We start from the raw sequence: 12,075 nt of genomic DNA on the forward strand, positions 1-12,075 counted from the left end.
TGGGCTGCCGGCCAGTGTAGCGTGCTAACACACTCGGCGGGAATGACGCTGTCGCAGAGCGGGGAAGTGGCGGCATGCGTGCTCAGCCGTGCTGCCCGGTTGCGATGCCGCAGCTCCCGCCATTCAGCGTCCGGTGTGGGAGTTCATTGGAGGAGCACGACCCATCTGCGGGCTCAATCCATTTTGACTTGGGCGGCTTTCACCGCCGCCTGCATGCGCTGCTTTTCGCTCGCCATAAAACGGGCTGCCACTTCCGGCGGGGTGAGCTGGATCTCGTAGCCTTGGGCGATGAGCGCTTCGCGGGCTTCTGGGGAGGCAATGCCTTGCACAAAGCCTTGGTAGAGGCGGTCCATTTCGGCCTTGGGTACACCCGCTGGGGCAATGGCGGCGATCCAGCCATCCAGCTCGTACTGCGGCAGGCCTTGTTCGGCAACGGTGGGCACATCGGGCAGGCTGGCGCTGCGTTTGGCGCTGGTGATGCCGATGGCGCGCAGGCTCCCGGCCTTGATGTGGGCCATGGCGGGTGCGACCGCCACCACGCCCAGCTGCACCTGGCCGCTGAGCAAGTCATTCATCAGCTGGCCCATGCCTTTGTAGGGGATGTGGGGCACATCGATCTGGGCCTGCTCGACAAACATGGCGGCGCCCAAATGCAGGATGGTGCCATTGCCCGATGAGCCGTAATTGAGCGTGCCGGGATGGGCCTTGGCGTGGGCAATCAGCTCCTGCACGGTACGTGCGGGCACCTTGGGGTTGGCGACCAGCACAAAGGGCGTGGTGCCGATGATGGTGATGGGCGCGATGTCCTTGATTGAATCAAAGGGAATGTTCTTGTACAGGCTGGGGTTGACGACATGGTTGTTGCTGACGATGCCGATGGTGTCCCCATCTTTGGGCGCCCGCACAATCTGCGCCGTGCCGGTGATGCCGCCTGCGCCGGGCAGGTTCTCAATCACCAGGGGCTGGCCCAGGGCTTTGCTGATGGGCGTGCTGATGGCGCGGATGGCGCCGTCGGCCCCCGAGCCCGCCGATAGCGGCAAGATGACGCGCAGCGCTTTGTCGTGCCCTGCAGCCCTGGTTTGCGCCAGCGCGGGCAAGGCGCCACTGGCGAGGCTGGCCAGGGCCATCGCCAGTGCGGTGCGGCGGTTGAATGGGCGGGTGGGGTGCATGTTTGTCTCCTGATTGCGGCTTTGCGCCTGTCTGTAAAGGATGGTTTGCTCTTATATTGGTAGCGTTACGCCGCTGCCTGGGTAGCCTGCATGGCGCTGATCTGCGCGGCGTCGTAACCCAGGCTGGCCAGCAACTCGGCGGTGTGCTCGCCCAGGCGCGGCGGGTTTTGGCGTACGGCCAGGCGCTCGCCCGCCATGCGCAGCGGCAGCAAGGTGGTCTGTGCGGTTTGGCCGGCGCGTTCGCCGTCGGTCAGCGTTACCTCGGCCAAGCCGCCGGTGGCCAGCAGGTGCGGGTCATCGAGCAGTTGTTCTGGCTTGCTGATGGGGGCGTAGGGCAGGCCGTTGTCTTCAAAGATTTTGGCGACCTGTTCGACATCCATGCGGGCCAGGCGCGCGCGCAGATCGGCGAGCAGGGCCGGGCGCGCGCGTACGCGTTCGTTGTTGGTGGTGTAGTGCGGATTGGCCAGCAGATCGGCCCAGCCAAAGGCCTGGCACATGGTGCGCCACTGGGCATCGCTCACGGCCGCCAGAAAGATCTGCTCGCCGTGCTGGACGGTGAACACGTCGTACACCGACCAGGCCGAGATGCGGTTGGGCATGGGATCGGCCGCCTCGCCCGTCACGGCGTACTGCATCATGTGCTGGCCAACGAGAAAGACGTTGTTCTCGAACAGCGCCGAGTCAATCTCTTGCCCCTTGCCGGTTTGTGCGCGCTGCATCAGCGCTGCCATGGCGCCGATCGCGCCAAACATGCCGCCCATGATGTCGTTCACGCTGGTGCCCGCGCGCAGCGGGTCGCCGGGGCGGCCTGTCATGTAGGCCAGGCCCCCCATCATCTGCACGACCTCGTCCAGCGCCGTGCGGTGCTCATAAGGCCCGGGCAAAAAGCCGGTATGGTTCACATAGATCAGGCGCTCGTTGAGCTTGGACAGCGCGGCATAGTCCAGGCCGTACTTGGTCATCACGCCGGGCTTGAAGTTTTGCGCCACCACATCGGCCGTGCTGGCCAGGCGAATGGCGGCTTCCAGTCCTTGGGGCTGGCGCAGGTCCAGCGCAATGCTTTTCTTGTTGCGATTGAACATGGGGAAGAAGCCGGCACCCGCACCCAGCAAGTGGCGCGTGCGGTCGCCCTCGACAGGTTCAACCTTGATGACTTCGGCGCCCAGGTCGGCCAGCACCATGCCGCAGGTGGGGCCCATGACCATGTGGGTGAATTCGACCACGCGGATACCGGCGAGGGGGAGCGATGGGGTGGGAGAGGGGTTACTCATATTTGGATAGCTACTAGTGCGCATGGTGTGGCACCAGCGGTTGATTGGGTTTAAGAATCAAGTGCAAAGGGCGGCACAAGCCTGGGGGGCTGCAATCACACCGGCTTGCCACAGGCTGCCGTGCAGTTTCTCGTTGGGCAGCCAGGCGTGCATGCGCTGGCGCAGCTGCAAAAGTGCGGGAACATCCAGACCTGTATCAACGCCCATGCGCTGCAGCATATAGGCCAGGTCTTCGGTGGTGACATTGCCGCTTGCCCCCGGTGCATGCGGGCAGCCGCCAATGCCGCCCAGGCAGGCGTCAAAGTGGGTGATGCCGGTTTGCCAGGCCGCATAGGCGTTGGCCAGACCCATGCCGCGGGTGTCGTGAAAATGGGCGGTGCGCAGCCGGCCGCCCACCAGGCGCCGGGCTTTTTCAAACAAGCGGCGCACACTGTCGGGGTCGGCATAGCCCACGGTATCGGCCAGGCTCACATGGTCGGCGCCGGCGTCCAGCAAGGCCTGCATCAGGCGCAGCACCTCGCTTTCGGCCACATCGCCTTGCAGGGTGCAGCCAAAGGCCGTGCCCACGCCGCCCTCAATGTGGGCGTGGCTCCCCGCTGCGTCGCGCACTGCGCGGATGCGGGCGACTTCCGCCACGACTTCGTCAGGGGTTTTGCGCAGGTTGGCCAGGCTGTGCGCGTGGCTGGCCGACAGCGGCACGACCATGGACTGCGCGCCCGCTGCCAAGGCGCGCTCGGCGCCTTTGAGGTTGGGCACCAGCACGGAGGCGAGCAAGCCCGGTTTGCGGCAGGCATGGGCGAGCACGGCTTCGGTATCGGCCAACTGGGGCAGCAGGTGCGCTGGCACCATCGATCCCACCTCCATCTCGCGCATACCGGCGTCGTAGGCGGCGTCAATCCAGGCGCATTTGTCGGCGGTGCTGACGATGCTGGCCAGGCTTTGCAGGCCATCGCGCAGGCCAACTTCGCGGATGCTGGCGCGCTGTGTAGCAAGGGTTGAGGTGGCGGTCATCGTGTCTCCAGGCTTTTGTCGTTGGTGCTGATTTTAGATTTTCCAAAGTATCAGCAATAATCGAATACGGAACCGGTTTCGTTCCAAAAAGGAAAATCATGTATGACCTGAGTCTGCTGAACCTGCGGCTGTTTGTGCAGGTCTGTGAGCAGCGCAGCATTGCCCGTGTGGCGCAGGCCGAGGCGCTGGTGGCATCGGCCATCAGCAAGCGGCTGGCGCAGCTTGAGCACCAGATGGGCGCGCCCTTGTTCATCCGCGAACGGCGCGGCCTGCGCCCCACGGCAGCGGGTGAGACTTTGCTGGAACATGCGCGCACCATACTGGCCGCCGCCAACCACCTGCAGCAGGAGATGGCGGCCTATAGCAAGGGCGTACAGGGGCAGGTACGGGTGCTGGTCACGGCGTCGGTGATGGCCGAATCCTTGGCTGACCATGTCGCGAGTTTTTTGCAGCAACCCGCGCACGCCAGTATCCGTGTGACTTTGGAGGAGTGCGTGAGCCCGGATGTGGTGCGCGGCGTGCGCGAAGGGCGCGCGGCCATGGGGATTTGCTGGGACGCGGCCGATTTGAGCGGCCTGCAGACCCAGCCCTATGGCAGCGACCACCTGGCCATTGCGGCGCACAAAAGCCACCCCATTGCACGCATGGCGCAAAGCGCAGCGGTGCACTTCTCTGACGTACTGGACTACGAACATGTCAGCATGCCGGCGTTGAGCGCAGTGCAAATTTTGCTCACCCGCGCTGCCGCGCAAGAAGGAAAGGCGCTGCGCCACCGCGTGCACGTCTCCAACTTCGATGCCGCGCTGCGCGTGGTTCAGGCCAACCTGGCGATCAGCGTGGTGCCGCGCGAAGTGGCACTGAGCTTTGCCGCCAACACGGATGTTCGGGTGATTCCGCTGGCGGACAGCTGGGCGCAGCGGCAGTTTGCGATCAGCTACCGGGATGCGGCCTTGCTGTCGTCGGCAGCCAAAGCGTTGTTGAGCCATTTGGCGGCGCAGTCGCCACAGGCGTTGCACACGCCATAAATAATCCTTTTGCGGCGCGCAGGGGCATGGTTTTCGCGGCCAAGCAGGCAGGCGGCCCGGGGGACGAGGCGCTCAGGCGACCTCGGCCATCTTCGTCTGGACGGCTGCCTCGGGATGCCAGTGCCGGCCCGGCACTGCCGCCAGCAAGGCCTGCGTATACGGATGGGACGGCTTGCCGAAGACATGGGCGCTCTCACCCTGTTCCACGATCTGGCCGGACTTCATCACTGCGATGCGGTCGCAGACCTGCGCAGCAACGCGCAAATCGTGGGTGATAAAGAGAATGGACAGATGCAACTGGTCCTGCAGCCGTGCCAGCAGCTCCAGCACCTGTGCCTGGACAGATACATCGAGTGCAGAGACAGGTTCATCGGCCACCAGAATCTTGGGATCCATCGCCAGTGCGCGTGCCAGGCCGACGCGCTGGCGCTGCCCGCCGGAGAACTCATGGGGATAACGTTCCAGCGCATCCGGCGCCAAGCCGACCAGATCGAACAGTTCGCGCGCATGCCGCCATGCACCATCATGCGTCTTGCCGTGGGCGATGGGTCCTTGGGTGACGATATCACCCACGCGGCGGCGCGGGTTCAGCGATGCATACGGATCCTGAAACACCATCTGCACCAGTGACGCGTGGTGCCGGCGTCCGGAGGGCGTGCGCAGGTCCACCGCTTCGCCGAACACCTTCATCTCACCGGCTTCGGGCACCAGCAGGCCCAGCACATTGCGCGCCAATGTGGATTTGCCCGATCCACTTTCGCCCACGATGCCCAGCGTGCTGCCGGCGGCCAGTTCGATCGAGACGTCGCTCACCGCATGCGTGATGCGCGCATTGCGCTTGAACCAGCGCTTCTTGCCATAGGTCTTGGATAAATGGCTGACAGACAACGCCACCGGCCGTCCTTCGGCACGCACGCGAGGCGCTGGCTCCAGCGGCGGCACGGCCGCAATCAAGGCTCGCGTATAGCGGTCCTGCGGATGGTTGAGCACTTGCTCTGCCGGGCCGCTTTCTACCAGCTTGCCTTTCTGGATCACTGCCACGCGGTCGGCAATGTCGGCCACCACGCCGAAGTCGTGGGTAATGAACAGCACGGCGGTGCCCTTGCGGCGTTGCAGCTCATGGATCAGCTTCAGGATCTGCGCCTGCGTGGTCACATCCAGCGCCGTGGTGGGCTCATCGGCGATCAGAAGTTGGGGCTCCAATGCCAACGCCATGGCAATCATGGCGCGCTGGCGCTGGCCGCCGGACAGCTCGTGCGGGTACGCCTTTGCGGCAGCAGCCGGGTTCGGAATATGCACCGACTCCAGCAACGCCACCGTGCGCGTCTCGATCTCCTTGCGGCGGAGTTGGGTGTGGGTGCGGAACAACTCGGCAATCTGGTCGCCGATGGTTCGCAGCGGATTGAGCGCCGTCATCGGCTCCTGAAAGATCGTGCCCACTTCCTTGCCGCGCAGCTGGCGCAGGCGCTCGGGGCTCGCGCAGCGCAGGTCTTCGCCATTCCAGGCGATGCGGCCGCCGGTGACAGACACACCCTCGGGCAGCAGGCCCAGCACGGCCGCTGCCGTCAGCGATTTTCCCGACCCGCTTTCACCGACCACGCACAGCACTTCGCCGGGATGTATGTCCAGGTTGACGCCGGAGAGCGCATGGGGACGGTCAGCACCGGGCGGCAACGCGACGGTGAGGTTCTGGAGTGAAAGCAGGGCAGTCATAAATCAATCTTGGCGATCTTGGTGTGGACCGGTCCAATGCGGTTTCAGAGGCGTTGGCCACCGGTGGCATCGATGTTCTGGCCGGTCACCCAGCGGCCGGCGTTGCTGGCCAGAAAGGTGACGATGTCGGCGATGTCATCGGGCTGGCCGACGCGGCCCAATGCAACCGTCTGGGCAATGACCTTGGCGGTTTCCGGATCGCGGGCACGCTGGTTGAGGTCGGTCGCCGTCGCGCCGGGCAGCACGGCATTCACCGTGATGTTGCGCGGGCCGAGTTCCGCTGCCAGCAGCAAGGTCAGCGCTTCCAGCCCGCCCTTGGCCGGGGCATACACGCTCATTTCCGGATAGGCCGCCCGTGTGCCCATCGACGACACGTTGATGATGCGGCCGCCGTCGCGCAGCACCGGCAGCAATTGCTGGATCAGGAAGAACGGCGTCTTCAGGTTCACCTGCAGCACGCGGTCAAAGTCTTCTTCGCGCACATCGGCAATGCGTGCGCGTAAGCCAACACCGGCGTTGTTGACCAGGATGTCCAGGCCTCCTGCGGACGTGTCCCTGACGATGGCCTTGACCGCATGGGCCAGCTCGCTTGCACCATCGGCGGCAGACAGGTCTGCGGCCACGGTCCAGGCCTCGCCGCCTTGTGCGCGGATCTCGGATGCCAATCCGTCAGCGGCATCGCCGGCCTGGTGGTAATGCAAGATGATGCGCGCACCTTGTTCCGCCAAGGCGATGGCGATGGCACGGCCGATACCGCGGCTGGCGCCGGTCACCAGCGCGATTTTTCCGGTCAGATCAAAGCGGTTGTGCTGGCTCATGCGACCACCTCGTCATCGGCGCGCAGCCAGCCTTGCTCGGCTTCAAGCTGGCGTGCCAACTGGATCAGCACATGGCGGTCCACCTTGTTGGTGCCGGCCCATGGCAACTCCGCGACAAAGCGCACACGGCGCGGATGCTGGTAGGCGGGGCCGTTGTCCAGCGCAAAGCGCTTGAGCGTGTCGGCATCGAGCGTGCTGCCCGGGCGGCGCACCACAAAGGCCACCGGCACATGCGCGCGTTCTTCATCCGGCAATGGCACCACGCTGACCTGAATGACATCGGGATGGCGCTCCAGCAGCTTTTCCACTTCCACCGGATAGATGTTTTCACCCGAGCAGACAAACATGTCGTCGGCGCGGCCGATGAAGTAGTAAAAGCCTTGCTCGTCGCGCCGCATCACATCGCCGCTGGTGTACCAGCCGTCGTGGAGCACCTGTGCGCTCTTCTCGGGCAGGTTGTGGTAGCCGGACAGCACGGCGGGGTTGCGCATCAGCAGCACGCCTTCGTTCTCATTGGGGCCATCGACCAGCCGCACATGGTCCACATGGATCGGATGGCCGACCGCCAGGTCCGGCGAGGGGATGCCGTCCGGATGGGGGCCAAACACCGCCGGCCCGGCTTCGGTCGTGCCATAGCCATGGGCAAACTGGGTCGCGGGAAAGAGGGCCTTGAGGCGGCCGAGAAGGTCCAGTGTCATCGGAGCGGATGCCAATGCCACGCGCTTGAGGGACGAGAAATCGCGGCCTTGCAGACGTGCCGGATCACGGATCAAGCGGGCGAACATGGTCGGCACAGCGGTCACTGTGTTGATGCGGTAGCGTTCCAACGCGGTCAGGTAATGGTCCACATCGAAGCCCGGCAGGATCACCAGCTGCGAATGCAACGCAAAGGCGCGTTTGGCCATGAACAGGCCATTCATGTGGAACAGCGGTTGCGCCAGCAGCAGGCGTTGCGGCTCTGCCGGCGGCGGCGTGGTGACTTGGAGCGCCCACAATTGCCCGCTATGGGTCAGCGGCACACCCTTGGGTATGCCGGTCGATCCGGAGGTGTACAGCATCTGGCCTTCTTCATCCGCTTGAGGGCGAATGCTCTCGAACTCGGCCGGCGTGATCTGTGCAGCAAAGCCCTCGGGGCCGGCATCGTCGAAGTCGACCACGCGCACATAGGCAGAAAAGGTATTGCGTCGTGCACCATCGACAAACGCCAGCACGATATGTGCGTCCTGAAGCACGTAGGCAATGGTTTGCTCGGGTTGCTTGATGTTGATCGGCACGGCGACGTAGCCGGCGCGCATGATGCCGAAATAGCTGATCAGAAACTCAGCCCGGTTGAGCGAGGCGATGGCGATGCGCGAACCACGCGGCAGGCCTTGCGCCTGCAACCAGCGAGCGACGCCGCCGGCCAGCCCCCGGATATCCGCATGGCTGTATTCACGGGGCTGGTCAAAGTCACGCAGGTCGACGATGGCCGGAAGGTCAAGGGGAAGGGCGGGATCGTTCAGATCGCCGAGGTTATAGCGAAAGTCAGTCATGGTGCGTTGGCGTAAGGGAAGGATTGCAGCGCGGGCGGTCAGCGTTTGCGCAGTTTGGGATTCAGGGCGTCGTTCAGACCGTCGCCGACCAGGTTCAGGGCGAGCACGATCAACATGATTGCCACGCCGGGCACGGCACTCAGGAACCATGACGAACGGATCAAGGTGCGGCCCTCGCCGACCATGCGGCCCCAGCTGGCGATGTTCGGGTCACCGAGGCCCAGGAAGGACACCACCGATTCGTACAGGATGGCGCCGGCCACCACCAGCGACGCCATCACGATGACCGGCGGCAGCGCGTTGGGCAGGATCTCGCGGAAGATGATGCGCCCCGGACTGAGCGCCACGGCACGGCAGGCCTGTACGAACTCACGCTCCTTCAGCGACAGGAATTCAGCACGGGTGAGTCGTGCAATCGGCGGCCATGACACCAAGCCCACGGCGATCGTGATGTTGCCGATCTTCGGTCCCAGCACAGACACCACCGTGAGCACAAAGACCACGTTCGGGATGATCTGGAACAGCTCGGTCAGGCGCATCAAAATCTCTTCCACCCAGCCGCCGTACCAGGTCGCCAGCGCGCCGACGGTAACGCCAATGGCGGTGGCCGCCGCAGCCGCCACCAGGCCGATCAGCAAGGTGGCGCGCGCGCCATGCACGATCATGGCGGTGATGTCGCGGCCCAATGCATCGGTGCCGAGCGGGTAGGCGCGGTCGGTGAAGGGCCAGATCTCCGGCGCGGCGACGATGCGCAGCGGATTGCCGGGGTACAGCAGGTCTGCCGTCAGCGCCATCAGCACCACCAGCGCGAGCAACAAGGCACCCACCACTGCGCCGCGATGGCGGGCAAAACGGGCGATGAGATGGTCGCTGCGCTTGGCGCGAACGGTGGGCGCCGGCGCGAGCGTTAAGGGCGTTGTCATGTCAGTGGGCCTTGATGCGCGGATCGAGCCGGGCGTAGAGAAGATCGATCAGGATGTTGGCCAGAATGACCACCACGGAACTCAGCACCAGAATGCCGAGCACCACCGGATAGTTGCGGCTCATCACGCTGTCGAACAGCACCCCGCCGATACCCGGCCAGCTGAAAACGGCCTCGACCACGATGCTGCCGCCCAGCACCGCGCCAAGTTGCAGACCAAACAGCGTGACCACTGGGAGCATGGCATTGCGCGCCATGTGCCGCAGCACCACGGCACTGTGTTTCAGGCCTTTGGCGTGCGCGGTGCGCACGTGGTCCATGCGGCTGACTTCCAGCATCGAGGCGCGCATCACGCGGGCATAGTTGGCGCTGTAGAACAGCCCGAGGGTCAGCGCGGGCAGGAACAGGTGATGCAAGATATCCACCGCTTGCGTCCACCAGCCCCCGTCGAGGCCGATGGTGACCATGCCGCCCACCGGGAACCAGCCCAGCTTCACGCAGAACAGGATGATCAGCATGATGCCGAGCCAGAAGCTTGGCGCGGCAAAGCACAGCACGGCAAACACCGACACCGCCGTGTCCCACCAGGTGTTCACCTTGAGCGCAGAGACGATGCCCGCAGCCGACCCCACCAGCACCGCGATCAGCAAGGCTGCAAACATCAGCAGCAAGGTCGCCGGCAGGTGCGCCCACAGCACGTCGATCACCGGCAGGTTGTGGCGGTACGAATAGCCCAGGTCCAGCTTGGCGACCGAGCCGATGTACTTCGCCAGCTGAATGGCCGGTGGCTGGTCCACGCCGTAGGTCACGCGCAAGCGATCGATCATGGCCTGGTCGGTCACCTGCTGCTCGGCCGTCATGACGTCCAGGAACGTGCCGGGCACCATCTGGATCAACGTAAAGTTGAGGACAATCACGCCAAGCAGCAGGGGCACGGCCTGCAGGAGCCGGCGCAGCAGAAGAGCAAGCATTTCAACCCACCTTTTTAGCTGTCGATCCAGGCGTCATCGAGCGACTCGCCCTGGACGTTGGCACCACGCGTGACATTGCGTACCTTCTTGCCGGCCAGCGTGAAGGACTCCATTTCCACCAGCGGCACGATCGGCACATCGGTCGAGGCCAGCTTGGCAAAGTCTGCAGCCAGTTTCTGGCGTGCCTTTGGATTGGTTTCCGTCATCAGCTGTGACACCAGCGCATCCATGTCCTTGCTGGAGTACCCGGTTGCATTGCGGAAGGCTGCCCCCTTGACGATGCCATCGGTCGTGAAAAACTGCGTCACCGTCGGCACCAGCTCCAGCGGCGCGGTGAAGTTGGAGATGGCAATGTCGTAGTCGTAGTCGCCATAGATGCGCTTGAGCGCGGTAGCGCGATCGACCGAGTCCAGCTTGACCTCCACGCCCACATCTTCGAGCGCCTGCTTGATGTACTGACCGAGCTTGGCGTTCTCTTCAAACCATGCAGCAGCCACCACATTGACGGAAAAGCGCTTGCCGTCTTTCAGCGGCAGCCCTGCGGCGTCCAGCAGCGCGCCCGCCTTCTTGGGATCGAACGCATAGCGCGGCACATCGTCGGTATAGAACTGCTTGTTGCTGCTGAAGATCGGCGAGATGGCGGGCTTGCCCCGGCCGAAATAGATCGTGTCGACGATGAACTGGCGGTTGATCGCATGCAGCAGCGCCTGGCGCACCTCCTTGCGCTTTACATGCTCACGGCGCTGGTTGAATTCGGCAGTCACGGTCCACGCCGAGTTCTCGTAGCCACGCGTGTCGACGACGACCTTGCCGGTTTTCACCAGACGGTCGATATCGCGTGCAGGCACCGGATTCGAATAGGCCACCGACAGCTCGCCGGTCTCCAGCGCCGCCGCGCGCGAAGCCGGGTCGCCCCACCAGCGGATGATCAGTTTGTCGAGGTAGGGGCGGTTGGCGCTCCAGTAACTGGCATTGCGCGCATACAGCACATGGCTGCCGCGCACCCACTGGCCGTATTTCCACGGGCCGGTACCGACCGGCGTGTTGTTGAGCGGGTTGGTCAGCAGGTCCTTGCCTTCGTACAGATGGCGCGGTACCACCAATTGGTATTGGCCTGCCAGGATGGACTTCAGGAAGAACTCAGGGGTTGGCTGGTCGAAAGTCAGCACCACGGTGTGGCTGTCGGGGGCGGTGACCTTGCTCAGGGCCTTGAGCGCGATGCCGGCCGAAATCGGCTTCCAGTGCTGCAGGAAGTTATAGACCACGTCCTTGGCGTCGAAGTCTGCACCGTCGTGCCACTTCACGCCTTTGCGCAAGGTGATGGTGTATTGCTTGAAGTCGGCAGATGGCGTGATGGTTTCTGCCAGCACCGGTTGGAACTCCAGTTTTTCGTCCAGCTTGAGCAGGCGCTCCAGGATTTTGGTCGAAGTCTGGAACGGGCTTGAACCTCCGCCGCCCGGCACGAACAGCGCTTGCGGCTCCAGGCCGCCCCAGGTGGCGACCAAGGTACCGCCGCGTTTGGGCGTGGCGGTTTGCGCGAAGGACGGAAGCGCCCAACCGCCAGAGGCCGCCAGTGCTACGCCAGAGATGCTGCGGAAATTGAATTGACGGCGTGACAGGCCGGACGTGCTCATAGGTGGTTC

10 protein-coding genes are annotated in these 12,075 nt (G+C 64.1%); 1 reads left to right on the forward strand and 9 read right to left on the reverse strand.

The annotated features are described in order from the left end of the window. Positions 1–173: 173 nt before the first annotated feature. From ACCQ08_RS08440 to ACCQ08_RS08450, 3 genes are all read right to left on the reverse strand, one after another. On the reverse strand, positions 174–1,169 hold the full coding sequence (locus ACCQ08_RS08440) for a tripartite tricarboxylate transporter substrate binding protein (RefSeq protein ID WP_373449473.1): 996 nt from the start codon (positions 1,167–1,169) through the stop codon (positions 174–176). A gap of 65 nt (positions 1,170–1,234) precedes the next feature. After that, entirely contained in the window at positions 1,235–2,440 is a 1,206-nt protein-coding gene (locus ACCQ08_RS08445) for a CaiB/BaiF CoA transferase family protein (RefSeq protein WP_373449474.1), read from the reverse strand. 57 nt (positions 2,441–2,497) lie between these two features. Next, the gene (locus tag ACCQ08_RS08450; protein ID WP_373449475.1) at positions 2,498–3,451 is read right to left on the reverse strand and encodes a hydroxymethylglutaryl-CoA lyase; all 954 of its coding nucleotides are present in this window, start codon (positions 3,449–3,451) and stop codon (positions 2,498–2,500) included. 98 nt (positions 3,452–3,549) lie between these two features. On the opposite strand from ACCQ08_RS08450, the gene ACCQ08_RS08455 reads away from it, so the two are divergent. Next, positions 3,550–4,476 carry a LysR family transcriptional regulator gene (locus ACCQ08_RS08455; RefSeq protein WP_373449476.1) on the forward strand — a complete coding sequence of 309 codons (927 nt, stop codon included), beginning with the start codon at positions 3,550–3,552 and terminating at the stop codon, positions 4,474–4,476. A 72-nt stretch (positions 4,477–4,548) separates the two neighbouring features. Here the strand turns inward: ACCQ08_RS08455 and ACCQ08_RS08460 are convergent, their stop codons facing one another. From ACCQ08_RS08460 to ACCQ08_RS08485, 6 genes are read right to left on the reverse strand one after another with little or no spacing between them, the layout of a single operon-like run. Then, positions 4,549–6,189 (reverse strand): ABC transporter ATP-binding protein, encoded by a 1,641-nt coding sequence (locus ACCQ08_RS08460; RefSeq protein WP_373449477.1) that lies wholly within the window; start codon positions 6,187–6,189, stop codon positions 4,549–4,551. Positions 6,190–6,233: 44 nt separating this feature from the next. Further along, on the reverse strand, positions 6,234–7,007 hold the full coding sequence (locus ACCQ08_RS08465; RefSeq protein WP_373449478.1) for an SDR family oxidoreductase: 774 nt from the start codon (positions 7,005–7,007) through the stop codon (positions 6,234–6,236). Further along, entirely contained in the window at positions 7,004–8,539 is a 1,536-nt protein-coding gene (locus ACCQ08_RS08470; RefSeq protein WP_373449479.1) for a class I adenylate-forming enzyme family protein, read from the reverse strand. The genes ACCQ08_RS08465 and ACCQ08_RS08470 overlap by 4 nt, the downstream gene beginning before the upstream one ends. A 38-nt stretch (positions 8,540–8,577) precedes the next feature. Then, positions 8,578–9,462 carry an ABC transporter permease gene (locus tag ACCQ08_RS08475; protein WP_312415560.1) on the reverse strand — a complete coding sequence of 295 codons (885 nt, stop codon included), beginning with the start codon at positions 9,460–9,462 and terminating at the stop codon, positions 8,578–8,580. Position 9,463: 1 nt separating this feature from the next. Beyond that, positions 9,464–10,432, reverse strand: a complete 969-nt coding sequence (locus ACCQ08_RS08480; protein ID WP_239812607.1) for an ABC transporter permease — start codon at positions 10,430–10,432, stop codon at positions 9,464–9,466. Between the two features lie 14 nt (positions 10,433–10,446). Then, a complete protein-coding gene (locus tag ACCQ08_RS08485) occupies positions 10,447–12,066 on the reverse strand; it encodes an ABC transporter substrate-binding protein (RefSeq protein WP_312415565.1) in 1,620 nt (539 codons plus the stop codon). Positions 12,067–12,075: the final 9 nt, after the last annotated feature.

The organism is Comamonas sp. SY3, assembly GCF_041730275.1.
Lineage (GTDB): Bacteria > Pseudomonadota > Gammaproteobacteria > Burkholderiales > Burkholderiaceae_C > Comamonas > Comamonas sediminis.